The organism is Pseudomonas sp. A1230, from assembly GCF_044218825.1.
Lineage (GTDB): Bacteria > Pseudomonadota > Gammaproteobacteria > Pseudomonadales > Pseudomonadaceae > Aquipseudomonas > Aquipseudomonas iridis.
In genome coordinates this window covers 380,988-404,526 of the sequence record NZ_CP162582.1, presented here as the reverse complement: position 1 = coordinate 404,526, position 23,539 = coordinate 380,988, and the positions used below count along the sequence as shown (strand labels likewise).

Here is a 23,539-nt window from a genome sequence, read left to right as displayed (position 1 = left end):
TTAAAGAGAAAGAACATGCGACACCAGATACATGACCTGCTCGCCCCGCTGCCGGGGACCGCACGACAGATTCACAGCTTTCACTTTGGCCCGGAACAGGCCAGAGGCAAGGTCTACATCCAGTCCTCGCTGCATGCCGATGAATTGCCCGGCATGCTCGTGGCCTGGCATCTCAAGCAGCGCCTTGCAGAGCTGGAGGCGGCCGGCCGTCTGCGCAGCGAGATCGTGCTGGTACCGGTGGCCAACCCGATCGGCCTCGAACAAGTGCTGATGGACGTGCCACTGGGCCGCTACGAACTGGAGAGCGGGCAAAATTTCAATCGCTGGTTCGTCGACCTCAGCGAAGAAATCGGCAATGCCATCGAGGGCAAGCTGGGCGATGACCCGCAACGCAACCTCGAACTGATCCGCACCAGCCTGCGCCACGCCCTCGCCCGCCAGACCGCCAGCACGCAACTGCAATCACAGCGCCTGACCCTGCAACGGCTGGCCTGCGATGCCGACATGGTGTTGGACTTGCACTGCGATTTCGAATCGGTGGTTCACCTCTACACCACGCCCGAAGCGTGGCCGCAGGTCGAGCCGCTGGCGCGTTACATGGGTTCGCAGGCCAGTCTGCTGGCCACTGACTCCGGCGGACAGTCGTTCGATGAGTGTTTCACCCTGCTTTGGTGGCAACTGCGGGAGCGTTTCGGCGAACAGTTCGAGATTCCGCTGGGCAGTTTTTCAGTGACCGTCGAGTTGCGCGGTCAGGGCGATGTCAATCACCCCATGGCCAGCCGCGACTGTCAGGCACTGATCGATTATCTGATCCAGTCCGATGCCATCGTCGGTGAGACAAAACCGCAGCCGCCATTGCCGTACCCCGCCACGCCACTGGCCGGGGTGGAACCAGTGACCACGCCGGTCGGCGGTCTGCTGGTGTACACCGCCACGGCGGGGCAATACCTGGAGGCGGGCCAACAGATCGCCGAAATCATCGACCCGATCAACGATCGCATCACCCCCGTTCATTGCACCACTGCCGGCCTGATGTACGCCCGCTCGCTGCGGCGCATGGCCACGGCCGGCATGGTGATCGCCCACGTCGCGGGCGCCGAAGCCTATCGCAGCGGCTACCTACTTTCGCCTTGAGGATGTCTGTCCCATGTACAAACTGACCGTTGAAGGCCTGCACAAAAGCTATGGCGACCATCAGGTGCTCAAAGGCGTGTCGCTCAAGGCCAAGACCGGCGATGTGATCAGCCTGATCGGCGCCAGCGGCTCGGGCAAAAGCACGTTTTTACGCTGTATCAACTTTCTCGAACAACCCAACGCCGGTGCCATGAGCCTTGATGACCAGGCCATCCGCATGGTCACCGACCATCACGGCATGCACGTCGCTGACGCAAGTGAGCTGCAACGCCTGCGCACGCGACTGGCGATGGTGTTTCAGCACTTCAACCTGTGGAGCCACATGACCGTGCTGGAAAACATCACCATGGCCCCGCGCCGGGTGCTGGGTTGCAGCAAACAGGAAGCCGAGGATCGCGCGCGGCGCTATCTGGACAAGGTCGGCTTGCCGGCACGCGTGGCGGATCAGTACCCGGCGTTTCTCTCCGGTGGTCAGCAGCAACGCGTGGCAATCGCCCGGGCATTGGCGATGGAGCCGGAGGTCATGCTGTTCGACGAACCGACCTCGGCGCTGGACCCGGAGCTGGTGGGTGAAGTGCTGAAGGTGATCCAGGGCCTGGCGGAAGAAGGCCGGACGATGATCATGGTGACGCACGAGATGAGTTTTGCCCGCAAGGTGTCCAGCCAGGTGTTGTTTCTGCATCAGGGCTTGGTGGAAGAGGAAGGTGCCCCCGAAGACGTATTGGGCAATCCAAAAAGCGAACGCCTGAAGCAATTCCTCAGTGGCAACCTGAAATAAGCTACACACGTAAACCCTGTGGGAGCGAGCCTGCTCGCGAAAGCGCTCTGTCAGTCACATTGATTGTGAATGTTCAGCCCCATTCGCGAGCAGGCTCGCTCCCACAGGGAAATCCATCACCCACAAAATTAAACTTGTCCTGCCAAGCCGCGGTCATTGGAAGAACCCCTCCAGAGCGCGCGCAGCCGGCATGGCGAAATCTCCCGACCTTGCAAAAACATGGTTCAGCGACCGTACCTGGAAACCCTTCGTCTTTCAGAAACAGGTCTGGGCCGCCGTAAAAAACGGCCAGTCCGGACTGCTCCACGCCAGCACCGGCGCCGGTAAAACCTATGCGGTGTGGTTTGCCGCGCTCAACCGTTTCGCTCGATCCGCGCCGGTTATTGAAACGGTGCGCAAACGCAAACCCGTTGCCGAACCACTGACCGTGCTGTGGATCACGCCGATGCGCGCCCTCGCCGCCGACACCGCCCGCGCGTTGCAAACGCCGGTGACCGATCTGCAGATCCCGTGGAGCATCGGCCTGCGCACCGGCGACACCAGCAGCAGCGAACGTGCGCGCCAGAGCCGACGTCTGCCGACCACGCTGATTACCACCCCGGAAAGCCTGACGCTGCTACTCGCCCGCTCCGATGCACACAGCGCACTGTCGACCCTGCGCATGATCGTCGTGGACGAATGGCACGAAATGCTCGGCAACAAACGCGGCGTGCAACTGCAACTGGCCCTCGCCCGCCTGCGTTATTGGCAGCCAGACCTGATCGTCTGGGGCGTCTCCGCCACGCTCGGTAATCAATCCCACGCCGAGCAGGTGCTGATCCCACAGGGCGGTGGCGTCAGCATTCAGGGCCAGAGTGAAAAATCCCTCAAGGTCGACACCCTCCTCCCACCGACCATCGAACGCTTTCCCTGGGCCGGACACATCGGTCTGAAGATGCTCCCGCAAGTAGTCGCCGAACTCGACGCCTGCGCCAGCAGCCTGGTGTTCACCAATACCCGGGCGCAGTCGGAAATCTGGTATCAAGCGCTGCTTGAAGCTCGGCCGGACTGGGCCGGGTTGATCGCTTTGCACCACAGCTCATTGTCCCGTGACACCCGCGACTGGGTAGAGCAGGCATTGAAGGACGGCCATTTGAAGGCAGTGGTCTGCACGTCCAGCCTGGATCTGGGTGTGGATTTTTTGCCGGTGGAGCGCGTGCTGCAAATCGGTTCGGCCAAGGGTGTCGCCCGCCTGATGCAGCGCGCCGGGCGTTCCGGCCATGCACCGGGACGCACCTCACGGGTGACGCTGGTGCCCACCCACAGCCTCGAGCTGATCGAAGCTGTCGCTGCCCGCGATGCCGTGGCGCAACGGCGTATCGAACCGCGACGCTCACCACTAAAACCGCTGGATGTGCTGGTGCAACATTTGGTCAGCATGGCGCTGGGGGGCGGATTTATCCCCGAGGAGCTGTACGAAGAAGTCCGCGGCGCCTGGGCTTATCGTGATCTGACACAGGCGGATTGGGCGTGGGCGCTGGCATTCGTGCGCCATGGCGGGATGTCTCTGACGGCGTATCCGGATTACCGACGAGTCGAACCGGATGAGCAAGGTGTCTGGCGCGTGCCAGATGCGCGGCTGGCGCGGCGGCACCGCATGAGCATCGGCACCATCGTCAGCGACGCGAGCATTCAGCTGAAGTTCTGGAGCAAGGGTGGCGGCGGCAAGCAGCTGGGCAGCGTCGAAGAAGGTTTTATTGCGCGGCTCAAGCCCGGTGATGGGTTTCTGTTTGCCGGACGTCTGCTGGAGCTGGTACGCGTGGAGAACATGACCGCCTACGTCAAACGCAGCACCGCGAAAAAAGCCGCCGTACCGCGCTGGAATGGCGGGCGCATGCCGCTTTCCAATGAATTGGCCGAGGCGGTAGTGACACGCTTCACCGCCGCCGCACAGGGGGAATTTGTCGGGCCGGAAATGCAGGCCCTGCGCCCTTTGCTGGAAACCCAGGCGCGCTGGTCTGGCCTGCCCACGACGCAAAACTTACTGGTCGAGGTGCTGAAATCCCGCGAAGGCTGGCACCTTTTCCTCTATCCGTTTGCCGGTCGCCAAGTGCACCTGGGGCTCGCCAGCCTGCTCGCGTGGCGTGCCAGTCAGCGTCAGCCGGTGACGTTCTCGATCGCGGTCAACGATTACGGTCTGGAGTTGCTCAGCGCCACACCGGTTGATTGGTCGCAGCAACTTGATGCCGAACTGTTCAGCCCCGAACATCTGCTGCGCGATGTGCTGGCCAGCCTCAACGCCGGCGAACTGGCCCTGCGGCGTTTTCGCGAAATCGCCCGAATTGCCGGGCTGGTGTTCGCCGGCTACCCCGGCGCGCCAAAAAGTACCCGCCAGGTGCAGGCCTCCAGCGGTTTGTTTTTCGAGGTTTTCAAACAATATGACGCCGACAACCTGCTGCTGGCGCAGGCCGGGGAAGAAGTCCTGCGAGAGGAACTGGATATTCACAGGCTTGAACAGACGCTGGAGCACATCAATCGCATGAAACTCGACGTACATCTGATCAAACGTCCTACACCCTTAGGCTTTCCGCTGCTGGTGGAACGCATGCGCGAGAGCATGAGCTCGGAAAAACTCGCTGACCGGATCAGACGGATGGTGGGTGATCTGGAGCAATCAGCCGACAAGGGCAAGGCCTGATGAATGCGCCCTACCCCGTTCGTCTGGCCGGTGAGGAGCTCTGGTTGTTACCGGAAAAGGCCCTGTATTGGCCGGCGCAGCAAGCGCTGTTGATCGCCGACGTGCATTTCGGCAAGGCTGCCGCCTATCGCAGCCTCGGTCAGCCGGTTCCGCAAGGCACGACGTCGAGCAACATCGCCGTGATTGATCGACTGTTGGCGAAACTGCCCTGTCGGCAACTGATCTTTCTTGGCGATTTTCTCCACGGCCCGGGCTCCCATGCGCCAGGCACGTTAAGCGCACTGTCCGAATGGCGGTCGCGCCACGCTGATCTGCCGATGACGCTGATTCGCGGCAATCACGACAAACGCGCGGGTGACCCGCCCGCATCGTTGAAAATTCGCGTCGTGCCGGAGCCGCTGTTGCTCGGCCCGTTCGCCTTGCAACACGAGCCCGATCCCCACGCTGAAAGACATGTGCTGGCCGGGCATGTGCACCCGGTCTATCGGCTGCACGGCAAAGGCCGGCAGAGCTTGCGTCTGGCCTGCTTCAAACTCGGCGAGCGCATCAGCCTGATGCCGGCGTTCGGTGCGTTCACCGGTGGTTATCAGGTCGACCGTGACGAGACCTGCAGGATTTTTGTTATCGGTGACAACGAAATTTGGCCAGTCAGTTGAAGTCTTTACGGACCTCTACTGACCGACCATTCATTTAGCGCGCCATTTAGCGCGTTTTTTAGTGCAAATCAGGCGACAGGTGCCGGTGGCGGCTCATCCGGAAGGGTCGGTTCGCCCGGCTCGGTCGGTTGTTCGTTGGGGGTATCGGGATCAGGCTGACCAGGAATCCCGCCGGCCATGCTGATGGGCGGATGTGCCAACAAGGACCAGGCTAAAACGCCAATCTGATTGGGCTCAAGCCTTGCCAGTTCGGCACTGATATGCGGATCGATCTTCATGGGGCACTCCTCGGCGAAGGCCCGTTTTGCCAGACACAAAAACGGGCAGTACACCCCATAGAGTGTCTGCCCGCCAAAGAATTCCCGACATCCGCCGGATGGACGAATCAGGTACGCGGCAGAGTCACGCCACGCTGGCCCTGATACTTGCCGCCGCGATCCTTGTAGGAAACTTCACATTCCTCGTCGGATTCAAGAAAGAGCATCTGCGCCACGCCTTCGTTGGCGTAGATTTTTGCCGGCAGATTGGTGGTGTTGGAGAATTCCAGCGTCACGTGGCCTTCCCACTCCGGCTCGAGCGGGGTGACGTTGACGATAATGCCGCAACGCGCGTAGGTGCTCTTACCCAGGCAGATGGTCAGCACGTTGCGTGGAATACGGAAGTATTCGACGGTGCTGGCCAGGGCGAAGGAGTTCGGCGGAATGATGCAAACGTCACTATGGATGTCGACGAAGCTGCCGGCGTCGAAGTTTTTCGGATCGACGATGGCCGAGTTGATGTTGGTGAACACCTTGAAGTGACTGGTGCAACGCACATCGTAGCCGTAGCTCGACACGCCATAGGAAATCACGCGGTTGTCGTCACTGCCACGCACCTGGCGCTCGACGAACGGTTCGATCATGCCGTGTTCCTGCGCCATGCGGCGAATCCACTTGTCCGATTTGATGCTCATGGCGGGTGTCCTGAATAGCGAGGTGGAAAAATTCTGTCCGGCATCTTACCGGTCGCGCCGCCGCGTTCAAAGTGCGCGGTGCAATTCTCGCCGAACACCCTGGATTTGCGGACTCTGGCGACGAACTGTCACACCGCCGATCCCGAAATTAAAGAAACCTTCGCAAGAAGCATTGGCACATTCCGGAAAAAGGGTTAAGGTGGCGCCACTGTGCTGCTTGTGTCACTGAGAATCTCTACACGATATGTTGAATTTCGATCCAACCATCTACAAGAATTTTTCCTGCTCTTTGCACTCAGTCTCGGCCAGGGTTCTTCCTGTGTCGCAGTTATCTTTGTTCAAGGAGTTACACCATGTCTAATCGCCAAACCGGTACCGTTAAGTGGTTCAACGATGAAAAAGGCTTCGGCTTCATCACCCCACAATCCGGTGACGACCTGTTCGTTCACTTCAAAGCTATCCAATCCGACGGCTTCAAAAGCCTGAAAGAAGGCCAACAGGTTTCTTTCATCGCTACCCGCGGTCAGAAAGGCATGCAAGCTGAGGAAGTACAAGTTATCTAACTTGTAGCTTCTTTAGAAAAGAGCCCCGCCCTTAAAAGCGGGGCTTTTTTGTGGGCGTCTGTTTTTCAGGCGCAAAAAAAGATCGCAGCCTTCGGCAACCCCTCCTGAATCCAGGGGCTGCCGAAGGCTGCGATCTTTTGCTTTACGTTACCAAGCCACGCCAAACCCAGCGGTATAACGGGTCTTGTTCAAATCTGCATCATTGGTACCGCTGATGATGTCACGCTCGGCCTTCAGGTTCAGCGAGGCCCACTCGGTGACCTTGTAGCGCAAGCCCATCTCGGCATCCAGCGCGTAATTGGCCACGTTGGACAACGGCTTGCCAACTTCGCCGTTGGTGAAGAACTCGACCTTCTTGCCGATCAGGTAGCGGTTGTAGTCCCACTTCATGGCAACGGAGTAGAAGTTGTCCTTGCTGCCATCCTTGTATTCGTAATCGGTGCGGTTGAGCAGCGAGCCCAGCGAGAACGCCCCCAACTCATCATCCCAGAACTGGTAGCCAGGACCGGTACCGACGACACGCTGACGCGCCAGCTCTTCGATGTGATCGCGCTTATAGTTCAGACGCCCCTGCCAGAACCACTGATCGGTCAGGAAGCGGTCAAGGGAGTACTCGGCGCGCCAGTTGTCAGTGGTGGTCACATCGTCCTGTACTTCACGGTTGTATTCGCCTTCGGCAATGTGCCGCCAGCGACCGTGCCGCGCCGTAGTCTTGAAGCCGATGTCGTAATCGTCGGTGTCCTTCTCCGCACGCTGATAGTCCAGCGCCAGATCGACATTGCCCTTCCACACAAGATCCTCGACCACCGGTTTGGGCTTGAGAATCTGCTGAATGCTCGCCAGCTCCACGGTTTTTGGCGCTTCGCCATTGGCCAGGGTGACCTTGCCGTCGTCAGCCGCGGTCAGCGATTTGGACATTTCACCCGTGTACGCATCCTGCTTGACCAGCAGGTGCTGATCACTGTCCAGGGTTTTGACTTCTTTCCAGTCAATCGTGACGGCCCCGGCATATTTGGTCTGGATCAACAGCTTGCCGCCGTCGAACACAGTGATAGTGCCGGTCAGCTTGTCACCGTTCTTCATCCAGACGGTGTCGGCAAGCAGGGGCGTGGACGCGCTACAAACAGCAAGGCACAGCAAGGTTCTGGAAAACATAAGCGAATCGAGGGCTCAAGTTTGCGTAAAGGGATCGGCATTATCCGGAGGAATAAAACCCTGACAAGGAGTGACCGGACTATTTCCATTGAGTTCATTTCTCAACTGGCCGATCAGGGTTTACGCTTCAGGCATTAATTCGACCCCGTTCAGGAACCGCGTACGTGACAGACCCGATCCATGAAGGCGAAAGCGAGGCGCAAATCCGACGCACGGCGCTCTACTCGACCCTTGCACAAGTGCCCACAGGTAAAGTCGTCAGCTACGGTCAATTGGCTGATCTCGCCGGGTTGGGGCGCGCCGCCCGCTGGGTCGGCCGCACGCTCAGCCAATTGCCCAACGACACCAAACTGCCCTGGCACCGCGTTCTCGGTGCCGGCGGTCGGATCAGCCTGCCGGCAGGCAGTCCCTCGGGCGATGAACAACGCGCGCGTTTACGCATGGAAGGCATCACCGTCCTGAACAATCGTGTGGATATTCAACGCCATGGCTGGCGTCCGGTAGAGCACTGCGGTTAGAGTGCGCGCTTTGTTCCCGCAATCTTGAGGCAGACTTCAGCCCATGCCCCGTAAAACCTGGCGCGCCGCGCTCGCCGCCTATGCCAGTCCTTCGACGCTCGTGCTGTTGTTGCTGGGTTTCGCCGCCGGCCTGCCGTACATGCTGGTGTTCTCAACGCTGTCGGTCTGGCTGCGTGAAGCCGGCGTGGCCCGTGAAACCATCGGCTACGCCAGCCTGATCGGTCTCGCCTACGCATTCAAATGGGTCTGGTCACCGCTGCTCGACCAATGGCGCCTGCCGTTGCTGGGCAAGCTTGGCCGTCGCCGTTCGTGGCTGGTGCTTTCGCAGTCACTGGTAATCCTGGGCCTGATCGGCATGGGCTTCTGCGATCCGCAGAAGCATCTGTCCTGGCTGATCGCCATTGCGGTGATCGTTGCCTTCGCTTCCGCGACCCAAGACATTGCGGTCGATGCCTATCGCCTGGAAATCGCCGACGACAGCCGACAAGCCGCACTCGCAGCCAGTTATATGTCCGGCTATCGCATAGCCGCGCTGCTGGCGACTGCCGGCGCACTGTTTTTCGCTGAAGGTTTTGGCTCAACCGGCTTCAACTATCAGCACTCGGCCTGGGCCGGCACCTACTTGCTGTTTGGCGCGCTAATGATCCCTGCCCTGCTGACAACGCTGTTCATGCGCGAACCGCCTGTACCGTTGCGCACGCAGTTGCAGGCCGGGCGCTACACCTTCATGCATCAACTGATGTCCGTGTTCGTGCTGATCGTCTTGCTGGTGTCTGTGCCGGCGATGTTCACGCAGCTCTACAACACCGATTTCGCCAGCGTGCTGTTCGAAGGCGCCAGCCTGCTCGACCTGCTGCTGGAAGACCGCGCCTTCCTGCGCGCCATCCTCTATACGCTGCTCACCGCATTGTGCCTGTCGGCCATGGGGCGTCGCGGGCTGGCACCGGTGCTGACGCCGGTCAACGACTTCATCCTGCGCTACCGCTGGCAAGCGCTGCTGCTGCTCGGATTGATTGCCACCTATCGGATGTCGGACACGGTGATGGGCGTGATGGCCAACGTGTTCTATATCGACCAGGGTTTCACCAAGGATCAGATTGCCAGTGTCAGCAAGATATTCGGCCTGATCATGACCCTCGTCGGCGCCGGCATGGGCGGACTGCTGATTGTGCGTTTCGGCATTTTGCCGATCCTGCTCATCGGCGGCGCAGCGTCGGCGGGCACCAACCTGCTGTTCCTGATGCTCGCCGACATGGGCCCGAACCTGCAGATGCTGATGGTGACCATTTCCCTGGACAACTTCAGTTCCGGTTTGGCGACGTCTGCATTTGTCGCTTACCTGTCGAGCCTGACCAACCTGAAGTTCTCCGCGACGCAATACGCGCTGCTCAGTTCGATCATGCTCCTGCTACCGCGCCTGATTGGCGGCTATTCCGGGGTCATGGTCGAGAAGTTCGGTTATCACAACTTCTTCCTGATCACTGCACTGCTCGGCGTGCCGACACTGGTGCTGATCGCGCTGCACTGGTTCCAGGAAAGCCGCCGCGAAGGCCCGACGCCAACGCCCGAGCCTGTACCGACGCCACTCGTGGACGAATCGTAAGACGTTTCGCCAACGGCGGGAGGAATCCCGCCGTTGGAACTCACTGCCGGCCGCACTTCTGTACGTCAGCAAAACTCGCCGGTACACTGCTCCGTCATTTCCAGTCTTAGCAACCGACAACGGCCAACCATGCGCACCAGTCAATTTTTGCTCGCCACACAGAAAGAAACGCCTTCCGATGCGGTCGTCATCAGCCACCAGCTGATGCTGCGTGCCGGCATGATCCGCAAACTCGCCTCGGGCCTGTACACCTGGCTGCCGATGGGCTTGCGGGTAATGCGCAAGGTTGAAGCCATCGTTCGCGAAGAAATGAACGCCGCCGGCTCTCTGGAAGTGTTGATGCCGAGCACCCAACCGGCCGAACTGTGGCAGGAATCGGGACGCTGGGAAGAATACGGCCCTGAGTTGCTGCGCTTCAAAGACCGCCACGGTCGTGACTTCTGCGCGGGCCCGACCCACGAAGAAGTGATCACCGATCTGATGCGCAACGAGTTGAGCAGCTATAAGCAGCTGCCAATCAACCTGTACCAGATCCAGACCAAATTCCGTGATGAAATCCGCCCACGCTTCGGCTTGATGCGCGGCCGCGAATTCATCATGAAGGACGCGTACTCCTTCCACGCCGATCAGCCGTCGTTGCAGGTCACTTATGACCGCATGCACCTGGCGTATTGCAACATCTTCACTCGTCTGGGCCTGAAATTCCGTCCGGTTGAAGCCGACAACGGCTCGATCGGCGGCGCCGGCTCTCACGAGTTCCACGTACTGGCCGAGTCCGGCGAAGACGATATCGCTTTCAGTAACGGCTCCGACTACGCGGCGAACGTAGAGAAGGCTGAGGCAGTGCCGCGCGAAACTTCGCGCCCTGCTGCGAGCGAAGAGCTGCGTCTGGTCGATACGCCAGACACCAAGACCATTGCCGCACTGGTGGAAAAATTCAATCTGCCGATTGAAAAGACCATCAAGACCCTGATCGTGCGCGCCGAAGAAGAAGGCAAGCTGATCGCGCTGGTCATTCGTGGCGACCACGAACTCAACGAGATCAAGGCAGCCCAGCAACCTGGCGTTGCCAGCCCGCTGGTCATGGCCACCGACGCCGACCTGCGTGACGCGATTGGCGCCGGCGCCGGTTCGCTCGGCCCGCTGAACCTGCCACTGCCGATCATCATCGACCGCTCGGTCGAACTGATGAGCGACTTCGCTATCGGTGCCAACATCGACGACAAGCACTACTTCGGCGTCAACTGGGAGCGCGATCTGCCGGTTCCAACCGTGGCCGACCTGCGTAACGTGGTTGCTGGCGACCCAAGCCCGGACGGCAAGGGCACTCTGGAAATCGCACGCGGCATCGAAGTGGGGCACATTTTCCAGCTGGGCAACAAGTACAGCAAAGCGATGAAGTGCGAAGTGCTGGGCGAGAACGGCAAGCCTGTCACCCTGGAAATGGGGTGCTACGGTATCGGCGTGTCCCGTGTGGTGGCAGCCGCCATCGAGCAGAACAACGACGAAAACGGCATCATCTGGAGCGACACTCTTGCGCCGTTCCAGGTCGCCCTCGTACCGCTGCGCTATGAAACCGAGCAGGTGCGCGAAGCCACCGACAAGCTGTACGCAGAACTGACTGCGGCCGGTTTCGAAGTGCTGCTGGATGATCGCGACAAGAAAACCAGCCCGGGCATCAAGTTCGCAGACATGGAACTGATCGGCATTCCACACCGGATCGTGGTCAGTGACCGCGGCCTCGCCGAAGGTAACCTGGAATACAAGAGCCGTACCGAAGGCGAGGCGCAAGCGCTGCCGGTGGCTGACGTATTGTCCTTCCTTCAGGCCCGTATCCGCCGCTGAAACCAGATAGAGACGTCATGTTCAAGCGAAACACCTTGGGCCTCGGAGGCACCGCCCTGTGCGGTGCCCTGCTGGTCAGCGGCTGTGCCAATCACATGTCACAACGCAGCGAGCACGAAGAGCGGGTCGAGCGAAAACTGCTCGATCACCGCCTGCAGATTGATGTCGGTGAGCCCAAGGTGCTTGAGCTGCCGCAGCGACGCGTAAAGATCAACGAGCAGAAGACTTTCGAAGTCACCGAGTTCGAAGTCACCCGCCGTTACGATCGTTACACGCCTTACCAACCCTGGCGCGAGGTCTACGAGATTCCGCTGGGTGCGGTGGCTGTGGTCGGTGGCGTCGGCGCGAACGTGGTCAACGTCTTCGCGCTCGGCAATCTGCCGGACAGCGTGACCCGGGACTGGCTCAGCTACGGTTTTGCCGGGCTCAACCCGTTCATGAACGTGCAATCCAACGGTCGTGCGCAACAGAACCTCGCCGGCATCGATGAAATCCAGCGCGACAAGCGCACGGAGTATTCGAGCCTGCCGTGGAGCGAGCGTCCAGTGCAAGTCAAGGCTGGCAAGCAGACCTTCGAGATGACCACCGACCGTAACGGCGTTTTGCGTCTGAACCTGCTCGACAGTCCGTTTGCCGAGAACGACCTCAACCATGTCGGCAAATTGCAGATCAGCGTCGAGGATGCCAAGGATGACGTGCACTCTGACTCATCCCTGATGATCAGCAGCCACCTGCGCGGCAAATTGCTGGAGGCGCACGGGCTGATCTACGACGATCTGGAAGATGACGAAGTCAGCGAGTGGGTCCACCGGGTCAAACGTCTCTCGGAACTGGGGCTGGAAGAAGAAGCCAGCGAACTGGAACAGAGCTTGATCGAGTTGACGCGTAACGATCCTGAGTTGCAGGCCGAGTTTCTCAAGTCGCTGACCAAGGATGCCGGGCGATTGGTCGCGGATCCAGGACCGAATTAAGCGCTATTAAAAGATCGCAGCCTTCGGCAGCTCCTACAGGAAAATGCATTCCAACGTAGGAGCTGCCGAAGGCTGCGATCTTTTGCTTTTACAGGTCAACGCTCAAACAATTCCATCTGCTCAAACCCACCCCGCAAGTCCTCCAGCCTCACCCCGACCCCAAGCAACCGCACCGGTTTACCCCCCCGATTGAATGCCTGCGTCAGCATTAACTGATAACTGCCCAGATCCCGCCCTGCCCCGGCCTGCTCCAATGTGGTCTGGGTGAAGTCGTGAAACTTCACTTTGACGAACGGCTTGCCCGGCCGATAACTGCTGTCGATACGGGCCATGCGGGTTTTCAGGGTTTCGAGCAGCTCGGGCAACTTGTCCAGGCAACTGCGCAGATCCGGTAGATCAACGTCGTAGGTATTTTCCACGCTGATCGACTGACGGCGACTGTCGTTATGCACCAGCCTGTCATCGATCCCACGAGCAAGACTCCACATTCGCTCACCGAAACTGCCGAATTCGCGCACCAGCGCCAGCTTGTCCCACTCGCGCAGGTGCTGACAGTCGACGATGCCGAGTCGGCCCAGTTTGTCAGCGGTGACTTTGCCCACACCGTGCAGCTTGCTGACCGGCAGGCCGCTGACAAAGTCTTCGACCTGATCCGGGGTGATCACGAACAAACCGTTGGGCTTCTTCCAGTCGCTGGCAATCTTCGCCAGAAACTTGTTCGGCGCCACGCCCGCGGAGACAGTGATATGCAACTGATTGGAAACGCGGCGGCGGATGTCCTGGGCAATACGCGTGGCACTGCCGCCGAAATGCGCGCTGTCCGACACGTCGAGGTAGGCTTCATCCAGCGACAAAGGCTCGATCAAGTCAGTGTAATCAGCAAAAATCGTGTGAATTTCCTTCGACGCTTCACGGTAAGCATCCATGCGCGGCTTGACGATGGTCAGGTCGGGGCACAGCTTTAGAGCGTGGCCGGAGGACATGGCCGAGCGCACGCCATACGCCCGCGCCTCGTAATTACAGGTGGCAATCACCCCGCGCCGATCCGCCGACCCGCCCACCGCCAACGGCTTGCCGGCCAGACGCGAGTCATCGCGCATCTCGATGGCGGCGTAGAAACAGTCACAGTCGACGTGGATGATTTTTCGCTGAGTCATGTCAGAAAAGGAAACGTGGCGAACCGGATCGGCAGTATCTCACTCACAACTGTATATAGCACCAGTGGTCAGAATGTTCTTTTCCTTCGGCAGGAAGCTTCGGTGAATTTATTTTCTCAATCGAAGAACGACCGCCAATAGAGCTGAAAGCCTTGCCCCACCTGCCCTGCGGCCTGTTTCAACCATCAAGAAAAGCGCTAACCGATTGAACCTCAACGGATTTTATCCAGATTGAAGGTTGACACCCCGGCGATCCTCTGTAGAATGCCGACACACAGACGCGGGATGGAGCAGTCTGGTAGCTCGTCGGGCTCATAACCCGAAGGTCGTCGGTTCAAATCCGGCTCCCGCAACCAAACATCAAGAAAGGCTACTCGAAAGAGTGGCCTTTTTTGTGCGCGCTTGTTTTGCAAAAGAAAGACTGTAAGGAGCGCCCTCCTCCAAACGGGAATTCGTTGCATTTCTTAGGGTTACCCGTCACGTGCGACCGTTTGACGCTATTTCGCACTTATTTGACCCTTTACGGGATTAGCGGTTGACACCCCGCCGTTCGCCTGTAGAATGCCGCCACACAGACGCGGGATGGAGCAGTCTGGTAGCTCGTCGGGCTCATAACCCGAAGGTCGTCGGTTCAAATCCGGCTCCCGCAACCAAACATCAAAAAAGGCTACTCGAAAGAGTGGCCTTTTTTGTATCTGCTGAAAAAGTCCTTTCGCAACAATGAGCTGTCATCGTGCAGTGAACCGTCCAGGATCATCAGAAACGCCGAGTTGCGACTATGCTTGAGTCGCGGCGCAGTCGCCTGCAATCCATGACTGCCCTCGCCGAGCCTCGGCGAGAGGCGTAATATTTTGTGATTATTTTTTTCTACAGGGATTGGTAACTTGGCTGGATACCTCCATCCTGTCGCGCACAATCCAAGAGGTGATTGATGCGCGCCAACTCGTCTGATCCACAAGGCAATGTCACAGCGGAACATCCGATCAAACCCGAGCGTTTGCGCTTGCTGGATCGGTTAAGCAAATACCGTCAACCCATCGGTCTGGCAGTCACTCTGCTGCTGTTTGCCATTGCACTGATTGCCTGTCGCCATTTGCTCGCCGAACTCGATCTCGATGCCTTGCACGACTCGATTCTCGAGGTACCGAAACCTGCCCTGCTCGGCGCGTTCGGTGCGACCGTGGTCGGCTTCATTATTCTACTGGGCTATGAATGGTCGGCTGCCCGCTACGCTGGCGTGACATTGCCACCGCGCACGCTGGCCCTCGGCGGCTTCACCGCGTTTGCGATAGGCAACGCGATCGGTCTGTCGCTGCTGTCCGGCGGCTCAGTGCGCTACCGTTTATATGCACGGCTTGGCGTGAGCGCATCGGAAGTCGCGCACATGACCTTGTTCGCCAGCCTGTCGCTGGGCTGCGCATTGCCACCGCTGGCCGCACTCGCGACCCTCAGCGATCTGCCCGGCGCATCCCAGGCCTTGGGGTTGTCTGAAGGATTGCTCGGCACTGTTGCTGGCGCCGTACTCCTGCTGGGCGCGATTCTAGCGATCGGCATCTATCGTCGGCGTTTGCCGGAACAGCCATTCGCGCACAATCTGCTGGTCAAGGCCGGCCGCCGCACCTTGCGCCTGCCGGGTCGACGCCTGACGTTCATGCAACTCGTCATCACCGCCCTCGACGTTGCCGCTGCCGCCACCGTGCTTTATCTGTTACTACCGGAAGCCCCACCGTTTGGCGCGTTTCTGCTGGTGTATCTGTTGGCCCTGGCCGCTGGTGTGCTCAGCCATGTGCCGGGCGGCGTCGGGGTGTTCGAGGCGATTCTGCTGGCCGCCTTCGCCAATCAGCTCGGTGCCGCGCCACTCGCCGCTGCGCTGCTGCTGTATCGCCTGATCTACGTAGTGGCGCCGCTGCTGGTGGCTTGCGTATTCCTGCTGATCAACGAAGGCCAGCGCCTGTTTCAGACCCAGACCATGCGCGCAGCATCCGGTCTGGCTGCGCCGATTCTGGCGGTGCTGGTATTTCTGTCCGGCGTGGTGCTGCTGTTCTCCGGCGCCACCCCAGAGATCGATACGCGCCTGGAACACATCGGTTTTCTGATCCCGCATCGACTGGTCGACGCTTCGCACTTCGGCGCCAGCCTGATCGGCGTGCTGTGTCTGTTGCTGGCCCAAGGCTTGCGACGCCGGTTGTCGGCGGCGTGGATGCTGACCACCATTCTGTTGCTGGTCGGCGCCCTCCTCTCGCTGCTCAAGGGTTTCGACTGGGAAGAAGCCTTGTTGATGACCCTGACGGCAAGTCTGCTGGCGGTGTTTCGCCGCTCGTTCTATCGCCCGAGCCGCTTGACCGAGCTGCCGTTCTCGCCGCTGTACCTGGTAGCCAGCCTGTGTGTGCTGGGTGCTTCAGCCTGGTTGTTGCTGTTCGCCTATCAAGACGTGCCTTACAGCCATCAACTCTGGTGGCAGTTCACCCTCGACGCTGACGCCCCACGCGGTCTGCGCTCGCTGCTCGGCGCCGCAGTACTGTTGCTGGTGATTGCCCTGACCTGGTTGCTGCGCACCGCGCGCCCGGTCATTCACCTGCCAACGCCGGACGAACTGGATCGCGCCTCAAAGATTCTGATGGCCTCGTCTCAACCCGATGGCGGCCTCGCGCTGACCGGTGACAAGGCGTTGCTGTTTCACCAGAACGACGAAGCGTTCCTGATGTACGCCCGCCGTGGCCGCAGTCTGGTAGCCCTGTACGACCCGATCGGCCCCGGCCAGCAACGGGCCGAGATGATCTGGCAGTTCCGCGACCTGTGCGACATCCACCACGCCCGCCCTGTGTTCTATCAAGTGCGCGCGGAAAACCTGCCGTACTACATGGACATCGGCCTGACTGCGATCAAGCTTGGCGAAGAAGCGCGGGTCGACCTCACCCGCTTTGACCTCGAAGCCAAGGGCAAGGAGATGAAGGATCTGCGTTACACCTGGAACCGTGGCACCCGCGACGGCCTGTCGTTGGAGATCCATGAACCGGGTCAGGCGCCGATGGATGAGCTCAAGGTGATTTCCGATGCCTGGCTGACCGGCAAGAACGTGCGCGAGAAAGGCTTCTCCCTCGGCCGTTTCAGCGACGATTACCTGAAGCATTTCCGCATCGCGGTAATTCGCTTCGAAGGCCGCCCGGTGGCGTTTGCCAATCTGCTCGAGACCTACAGCCATGACCTGGCCAGTCTCGACCTGATGCGCGCACACCCGGACGCGCCAAAACTGACCATGGAATTCATGATGGTCGGCCTGATTCAACACTATAAGAGTCACGGATACGCGCGCTTCAGCCTGGGCATGGTGCCGTTGTCGGGGTTGCAACCCCGGCGTGGTGCACCGTTGACCCAGCGTTTGGGCTCGATGGTTTTCCGCCGTGGTGAGCAGTTGTACAACTTCCAAGGTTTGCGCCGCTTCAAAGACAAATTCCAGCCTGACTGGGAACCCCGTTATATGGCCGTGCCCGCCGGACTCGATCCGTTGGTGGCGCTGGCCGACACTGCTGCCCTGATCGCGGGCGGCTTGACTGGATTGGTGAAACGCTGATGATTCAACGCTCCCTGAAGTACATCCTGGCCGCACTGATCGTGCTGGCCGTGATTGCCGGCGGCGGTTTCTGGTACCTCAAACGCCCGGCACCGGAACCAACGCTCGAACCTATTACGGCGGCAGACGGCACCGTTTTGACCCGCGTCATCCCCGGCACCAAACCCAAGGCGCAGGTGCTGGTCGCGGTCAACGACGACCAGAAACTCTCTGAAAAGCAACTGACCACCCTGAGCCGCAGCGCCTCGGCGCAGATCGTTCAGGTGATTCTGCCCAAGGACTGCCTGCTGCAAAGCCGCGCCCTGCAAACCGGTCTGCGCGAACTGAACGGCCCGGCCACACTCGTTAGCGGCATCGGCCCGGGCGCCGTGCTGGCCTGGCGCTGGTTGTCCGAGCAGAAGGACGACAAGGCTCAGGCCATCTCCGTCGACCTCGCACTGGAAAAACCCGGCTGCACTCACCTGCTGCCGAAAGCCGCCGCCCACGGCCACTGGCTGGTGGCGTGGAACGACAACCCGGACGACGCCAGCGCGGGTTTTGTGCGCGATCAACCGAACGCCGAAACCAGCATCAGCGACTACGACATCAACCTGCCGCAAGTGCTGAACAACGAACTGCGCAAGATCCTCGTCGGTGGCGACAAGGCCAATGGTGGTCTGGCGATCCCGGTGGTTGAAGTGCCGGCCGGTCAGGCCAAGGACACAGTAACCCTGTTCCTCTCCGGCGACGGCGGCTGGCGTGACCTGGACCGCGACGTGGCCGGTGAAATGGCCAAGATCGGCTACCCGGTCGTCGGCATCGACACCCTGCGCTACTACTGGCAGCACAAGAGTCCGGAACAAAGCGCCCTGGACCTGACCGAACTGATGCAACACTACCGGCAAAAGTGGGGCACCAAGCGCTTCATCCTCACCGGTTATTCGTTCGGCGCCGACGTCCTGCCAGCGATCTACAATCGCCTGCCGGACACCGAGCAGCAGCGCGTCGACGCAATCATCCTGCTGGCCTTCGCCCGCACCGGCAGTTTCGAAATCGAAGTCGAAGGCTGGCTCGGCAACGCCGGCAAAGAAGCCGCCACCGGCCCGGAAATGGCCAAACTGCCACCGGCCAAGGTCGTGTGCATTTATGGTGAAGAAGAGGCCGATGAAAGCGGCTGCACTGACAAGACTGCGGTGGGTGAAGCGGTGAAACTGCCGGGTGGTCATCACTTCGATGAGAACTATCCTGCGCTGGCAAAGCGTCTGGTGGACTTGATCCAGAAGCGCCAGGCGGCGAGTCAGGTGGCCGAAGAGTGATCTGAAACGCTCCAACAAAAAGCCCCCGCCACTTTGCAGTTGCGGGGGCTTTTTACATTCCGGCAACCGCCAAAATTTCCCGTGAGAGCGAGCCTGCTCGCGAATTCGGTGGGTCAGTAAACAGATTCGTTGACTGACAGTACGTATTCGCGAGCAGGCTCGCTCCCACAGGGGCATTGCGCTGGATTCGGATATCAATTCCTCCAGGCATATCTGCCAGACGTTTAGTTTCGTTTACTTCTCGTCTCTCAATATCGGATGACGCCCACAGACCTTGTAGGCAAACTCCGAATCGCGTGTTGCGGCGCCTTGCCGCCCTGTTGCGCTGTTTTTTGACGGGATACTCTCCGGACGTCGCTGACCCATTCAGCGATCGGGTGTGGTAACCCGGAGAAACCAGCGCAACAGCACGTCCATCACGTTATGGCAGCTGTGCGTGGGACGCCTTCGGGCGTGCCGGTTTCCTTGGTTCCCGGTTTACCACCCTGCGTACAGCTGCCTCCTTTCGCGTGGTAACGAAAGTCGCGGCACTTCGAACCAAGGAGTAACACGATGACCGAAAATGATCCGCACGGACCAGCACACATTAAAACCATCGGCTTCACCCCCTTCCTCTACAACTCAAATGAAGCGTTTTTCAACGTTCGCTCCGGCATCCCGATCATCGATGCCTTGTCCCAATCCTCCGACCTGCTGTACCTCGCCAAATCCTTCGCAGAAGACGCTGCCTACGCCAAAGACACCGACCGTCACGCTTGGGCGGCGCACTATCTGACGGTAATGGGCAAGGCTCTGATTGACGACGTGATACAAGCGCTGCTGCCACGACCTGCGCGCACGAAGACCGAGTCTGAAGCAGAGTTACCTGTAAGCAAGTAACACAGCCAAACCCTTGTGGGAGCGAGCCTGCTCGCGAATGCAGTGGATCAGCCATCAGATTCCTCGACTGACACTACGCCTTCGCGAGCAGGCTCGCTCCCACAGGGGATTGATGCAGGAATCAGGTGGGACCCGCAGGCACAAAAAAGCCCCCGCCAGCCACTAGGCTGACGGGGGCTTTTCAATGGGGCGGGGACTACATCTCGACTTGCGTCCCCAACTCAATCACCCGGTTCAGCGGCAGATTGAAAAACCTCAAGTTGCCGTTGGCGTTCTTCAACATGAACGCGAACAACGCCTCGCGCCAACGCGCCATGCCTTCGAGTTTCGAGGCAATCACCGTTTCACGGCTGAGGAAGTACGTCGTGCGCATCGGGCTGAAATCGAGCTCATCGAGATGACACAGCTTCAACGCCAGAGGCACGTCCGGCTCGTCGGTGAAGCCGAAGTGCAGGATCACCCGGAAGAACCCGTCACCGAAGGCATCCACCTCGAAACGCCGAGATGGGGGTACGCGCGGGATGTCTTCATAAACCACCGTCAGCAGCACCACTTGCTCGTGCAATACCTGGTTATGCAACAGGTTGTGCAACAAAGCGTGTGGCACGGCGTCGGAACGCGCAGTGAGAAACACCGCGGTGCCCTGCACGCGATGCGGCGGTTGCACGCGGATGCTGCTGATGAAGATCGGCAGCGGCAGCGCACCTTCGTCCAGACGCTCGACCAGCAATTGCTTGCCGCGCTTCCAGGTGGTCATCAGCACGAACAGCGCGATACCGGCGATCACCGGGAACGCACCGCCCTGCACGATCTTCGGCACGTTGGCGGCGAAGTACAGACCGTCCACCAGCAGGAAGCCGAGCAACACCGGCACCGCGAGGATCGGTGGCCATTTCCACAGCAGCAGCATGACTGCCGACACCAGAATTGTGGTCATCAACATGGTGCCCGTCACCGCCACGCCATAGGCCGAGGCCAGCGCGCCGGACGACTCGAAGCCCAGCACCAGCAGCACCACGCCAACCATCAACGCCCAGTTCACCGCACCGATGTAGATCTGGCCCTGCTCGTCACTGGAGGTGTGCTGAATGTACATGCGCGGAATGTAACCGAGCTGGATCGCCTGACGGGTCAGGGAGAACGCGCCGGAAATCACCGCTTGCGAGGCAATCACCGTGGCCATCGTCGCCAGCCCGACCAGCGGAATCAACGCCCAGCTCGGCGCCAGCAGATAGAACGGGTTACGCGCCGCTTCCGGGTTTTCCAGCAGCAAGGCGCCCTGACCGAAGTAGTTGAGCATCAGCGCTGGCAGCACCAGCAGAAACCACGCGCGGGCAATCGGCTTGCGGCCGAAGTGTCCCATGTCGGCATACAGCGCTTCGGCACCGGTCAGCGCCAGCACCACAGCGCCGAGAATAGCCACGCCCATACCAGGATGGACGACGAAGAAATTCACCGCCCACATCGGGTTCATCGCGTGCAGTACTTCAGGCGAGTGGCTGATGCCGTAGACACCGAGGGCGCCGAGCACGAGGAACCAAGTGACCATGATCGGCCCGAAGAGAATGCCGATGCGTGCCGTACCGTGCTTCTGAATCAGAAACAACGCAACCAGCACGACCAGTGACAGCGGCACCACCCAGTGATCAATGCCATCGAACGCCAGGCCCAAACCCTCAATCGCCGACAGAACGGAAATCGCCGGGGTGATCATGCTGTCGCCGTAAAACAGCGCCGCACCGATCAGCCCGCAGACCACCAGCAACGACCGCAGCTTCTTGCGTTCCCCCGCTGCTCGCCGCGCCAGCGCGGTGAGTGCCATGATCCCGCCCTCGCCCTGGTTATCGGCGCGCAGCACGAACATCATGTATTTGATCGACACGACCCAGATCAGCGACCAGAAGATCAACGACAGAATGCCTAGCACGCCATCGTGATTGACCGGCACACCGTAACCGCCGGAAAACACTTCTTTGAGGGTGTACAACGGGCTCGTGCCGATGTCGCCATAAACCACCCCGACCGCCGCGACCAGCATGCTCAGCGGTTTAGAGGCCGAACCCTCGGCGCCTGCCGCGTGACTACTTGCCTGACCCATCCAACAACTCCTGATTCCAGACCGGCTTCTTCGAATGAAGCACTATGCTTTGTGGTGCAGCATGCGCGTTTTTACGCCTTGTAACAGACGTTTTCTTGACTGTAAAAATTCAGTAAAACGCTACGGCGCGAAGCATAGCGCAGCACTCGTCGTATTTCCCTGCATAAAGCTGGTCAAGAGAGCTGCTCGTCGATAGAATTGCGCACTTTTTGATCAGAGGCGCGCCCTAAGCGCCCATCCGTCGATTCCCGCGTCAGGCAATCGATGTCACAAAATACCGAGGTTAGACATGTCCACCACTCCTGCGCCAGCCAATCCAAAGGTTGGCTTCGTATCCCTGGGTTGCCCGAAAGCTCTGGTCGACTCCGAACGGATCCTGACCCAGCTGCGCATGGAAGGCTATGACGTTGTGTCCACTTATCAGGACGCCGACGTCGTGGTGGTCAACACCTGTGGCTTTATCGATTCGGCCAAGGCTGAATCTCTGGAAGTGATCGGCGAAGCGATCAAGGAAAACGGCAAGGTCATCGTCACCGGATGCATGGGCGTGGAAGAAGGCAACATCCGCAACGTGCACCCGAGCGTGCTGGCCGTGACCGGTCCGCAGCAGTACGAGCAGGTAGTCAATGCTGTGCACGACGTCGTGCCGCCGCGCAAAGACCACAACCCGCTGATCGATCTGGTGCCGCCGCAGGGCATCAAGCTGACTCCGCGCCACTACGCCTACCTGAAGATTTCCGAAGGCTGCAACCACAGCTGCAGCTTCTGCATCATCCCCTCGATGCGCGGCAAACTGGTCAGCCGTCCCGTGGGTGATGTGCTCGACGAGGCCCAGCGACTGGTCAAATCCGGCGTCAAAGAGCTGCTGGTGATCTCGCAAGACACGAGCGCCTACGGCGTTGATGTGAAATACCGCACCGGCTTCTGGAACGGCGCGCCGGTGAAAACCCGCATGACCGAACTCTGCGAAGCGCTGAGCACGCTGGGCGTCTGGGTGCGTCTGCACTACGTTTACCCATACCCGCATGTCGACGAGCTGATTCCGTTGATGGCCGCCGGCAAGATCCTGCCGTATCTGGACATCCCGTTCCAGCACGCCAGCCCGAAAGTGTTGAAGTCGATGAAACGCCCGGCGTTTGAAGACAAGACCCTGGCGCGGATCAAGAACTGGCGTGAAATCTGCCCGGACCTGATCATCCGTTCGACCTTCATCGTCGGCTTCCCGGGCGAAACCGAAGAAGACTTCCAGTACCTGCTGAACTGGCTGACCGAAGCCCAGCTCGACCGCGTCGGCTGCTTCCAGTACTCGCCGGTTGAAGGCGCACCGGCCAATGACCTCGATCTGGACATCGTGCCAGACGACGTCAAGCAGGATCGCTGGGACCGCTTCATGGCGCACCAGCAAGCCATCAGCTCGGCGCGCCTGCAACTGCGCATTGGCCGCGAAATCGAAGTGCTGGTGGACGAAGTCGACGAGCAAGGCGCGGTCGGCCGCTGCTTCTTCGACGCCCCGGAGATCGACGGCAACGTGTTTATCGACAATGGCAGCAACCTCAAGCCAGGCGACAAGGTCTGGTGCAAAGTGACTGACGCTGACGAATACGACTTGTGGGCTGAGCAGATCTAACCCCGCACACCACTGTAGGAGCTGCCGCAGGCTGCGATCTGTTGATCTTGTTTTTTACAA

Annotated in this window: 18 protein-coding genes and 2 tRNA genes; 15 read left to right on the top strand and 5 right to left on the bottom strand. The window is 59.8% G+C overall.

All coding sequences use genetic code 11. The features are described from left to right. The first annotated feature begins 15 nt into the window (after positions 1-15). The 4 genes from AB4P97_RS01875 to pdeM all read left to right on the top strand — a co-directional run bounded on the left by AB4P97_RS01875 (position 16) and on the right by pdeM (position 5,245). Positions 16-1,134 carry a succinylglutamate desuccinylase/aspartoacylase family protein gene (locus AB4P97_RS01875; RefSeq protein ID WP_047300002.1) on the top strand — a complete coding sequence of 373 codons (1,119 nt, stop codon included), beginning with the start codon at positions 16-18 and terminating at the stop codon, positions 1,132-1,134. 13 nt (positions 1,135-1,147) lie between these two features. Next, positions 1,148-1,912 carry an ABC transporter ATP-binding protein gene (locus AB4P97_RS01870; protein ID WP_042557953.1) on the top strand — a complete coding sequence of 255 codons (765 nt, stop codon included), beginning with the start codon at positions 1,148-1,150 and terminating at the stop codon, positions 1,910-1,912. A gap of 190 nt (positions 1,913-2,102) precedes the next feature. Continuing rightward, a complete protein-coding gene (locus tag AB4P97_RS01865; RefSeq protein ID WP_395601996.1) occupies positions 2,103-4,589 on the top strand; it encodes a ligase-associated DNA damage response DEXH box helicase in 2,487 nt (828 codons plus the stop codon). Then, positions 4,589-5,245, top strand: a complete 657-nt coding sequence (gene pdeM, locus AB4P97_RS01860) for a ligase-associated DNA damage response endonuclease PdeM (protein WP_047300000.1) — start codon at positions 4,589-4,591, stop codon at positions 5,243-5,245. Before AB4P97_RS01865 ends, pdeM begins: the two co-directional genes overlap by 1 nt. A 68-nt stretch (positions 5,246-5,313) precedes the next feature. Here the strand turns inward: pdeM and AB4P97_RS01855 are convergent, their stop codons facing one another. Next, on the bottom strand, positions 5,314-5,523 hold the full coding sequence (locus AB4P97_RS01855) for a hypothetical protein (RefSeq protein WP_042557949.1): 210 nt from the start codon (positions 5,521-5,523) through the stop codon (positions 5,314-5,316). A gap of 107 nt (positions 5,524-5,630) precedes the next feature. Next, positions 5,631-6,197 carry a dCTP deaminase gene (gene dcd, locus AB4P97_RS01850; protein ID WP_010462661.1) on the bottom strand — a complete coding sequence of 189 codons (567 nt, stop codon included), beginning with the start codon at positions 6,195-6,197 and terminating at the stop codon, positions 5,631-5,633. Between the two features lie 353 nt (positions 6,198-6,550). Here dcd and AB4P97_RS01845 point away from each other — a divergent pair, with 353 nt between their 5' ends. Then, complete coding sequence (locus AB4P97_RS01845) at positions 6,551-6,760, top strand: cold-shock protein (protein WP_002554837.1); 210 nt, start codon at positions 6,551-6,553, stop codon at positions 6,758-6,760. Between the two features lie 147 nt (positions 6,761-6,907). Here the strand turns inward: AB4P97_RS01845 and AB4P97_RS01840 are convergent, their stop codons facing one another. Next, positions 6,908-7,915, bottom strand: a complete 1,008-nt coding sequence (locus tag AB4P97_RS01840) for a DUF481 domain-containing protein (RefSeq protein WP_042557948.1) — start codon at positions 7,913-7,915, stop codon at positions 6,908-6,910. Positions 7,916-8,079: 164 nt separating this feature from the next. Here AB4P97_RS01840 and AB4P97_RS01835 point away from each other — a divergent pair, with 164 nt between their 5' ends. The 4 genes from AB4P97_RS01835 to AB4P97_RS01820 all read left to right on the top strand — a co-directional run bounded on the left by AB4P97_RS01835 (position 8,080) and on the right by AB4P97_RS01820 (position 12,852). After that, on the top strand, positions 8,080-8,433 hold the full coding sequence (locus AB4P97_RS01835; RefSeq protein ID WP_042557947.1) for an MGMT family protein: 354 nt from the start codon (positions 8,080-8,082) through the stop codon (positions 8,431-8,433). A 43-nt stretch (positions 8,434-8,476) separates the two neighbouring features. Beyond that, complete coding sequence (locus AB4P97_RS01830) at positions 8,477-10,036, top strand: AmpG family muropeptide MFS transporter (RefSeq protein ID WP_047299999.1); 1,560 nt, start codon at positions 8,477-8,479, stop codon at positions 10,034-10,036. A gap of 129 nt (positions 10,037-10,165) precedes the next feature. Further along, positions 10,166-11,881 carry a proline--tRNA ligase gene (locus AB4P97_RS01825; protein ID WP_115146427.1) on the top strand — a complete coding sequence of 572 codons (1,716 nt, stop codon included), beginning with the start codon at positions 10,166-10,168 and terminating at the stop codon, positions 11,879-11,881. Between the two features lie 17 nt (positions 11,882-11,898). After that, positions 11,899-12,852, top strand: coding sequence for a hypothetical protein (locus AB4P97_RS01820; protein ID WP_042557944.1), 954 nt, complete (start codon positions 11,899-11,901; stop codon positions 12,850-12,852). Between the two features lie 95 nt (positions 12,853-12,947). On the opposite strand, the gene dinB is transcribed toward AB4P97_RS01820, so the two are convergent. Continuing rightward, positions 12,948-14,009, bottom strand: a complete 1,062-nt coding sequence (gene dinB / locus AB4P97_RS01815) for a DNA polymerase IV (RefSeq protein WP_395601995.1) — start codon at positions 14,007-14,009, stop codon at positions 12,948-12,950. Between the two features lie 279 nt (positions 14,010-14,288). Here dinB and AB4P97_RS01810 point away from each other — a divergent pair. From AB4P97_RS01810 to AB4P97_RS01790, 5 genes are all read left to right on the top strand, one after another. Continuing rightward, positions 14,289-14,365 (top strand) — tRNA-Met (locus AB4P97_RS01810). A gap of 220 nt (positions 14,366-14,585) precedes the next feature. Beyond that, positions 14,586-14,662, top strand: a tRNA-Met gene (locus tag AB4P97_RS01805). A gap of 278 nt (positions 14,663-14,940) precedes the next feature. Then, positions 14,941-17,580 carry a bifunctional lysylphosphatidylglycerol flippase/synthetase MprF gene (mprF, locus tag AB4P97_RS01800; protein ID WP_200613562.1) on the top strand — a complete coding sequence of 880 codons (2,640 nt, stop codon included), beginning with the start codon at positions 14,941-14,943 and terminating at the stop codon, positions 17,578-17,580. After that, complete coding sequence (locus tag AB4P97_RS01795; RefSeq protein WP_042557942.1) at positions 17,580-18,875, top strand: virulence factor family protein; 1,296 nt, start codon at positions 17,580-17,582, stop codon at positions 18,873-18,875. The genes mprF and AB4P97_RS01795 overlap by 1 nt, the downstream gene beginning before the upstream one ends. Before the next feature lie 552 nt (positions 18,876-19,427). Continuing rightward, the gene (locus tag AB4P97_RS01790; protein ID WP_395601994.1) at positions 19,428-19,754 is read left to right on the top strand and encodes a DUF3077 domain-containing protein; all 327 of its coding nucleotides are present in this window, start codon (positions 19,428-19,430) and stop codon (positions 19,752-19,754) included. 196 nt (positions 19,755-19,950) lie between these two features. Here the strand turns inward: AB4P97_RS01790 and AB4P97_RS01785 are convergent, their stop codons facing one another. Continuing rightward, entirely contained in the window at positions 19,951-21,792 is a 1,842-nt protein-coding gene (locus AB4P97_RS01785; protein ID WP_390896360.1) for a KUP/HAK/KT family potassium transporter, read from the bottom strand. 349 nt (positions 21,793-22,141) lie between these two features. On the opposite strand from AB4P97_RS01785, the gene rimO reads away from it, so the two are divergent. Further along, positions 22,142-23,479, top strand: coding sequence for a 30S ribosomal protein S12 methylthiotransferase RimO (rimO, locus tag AB4P97_RS01780; protein WP_042557939.1), 1,338 nt, complete (start codon positions 22,142-22,144; stop codon positions 23,477-23,479). The last annotated feature ends 60 nt before the right edge of the window (positions 23,480-23,539 follow it).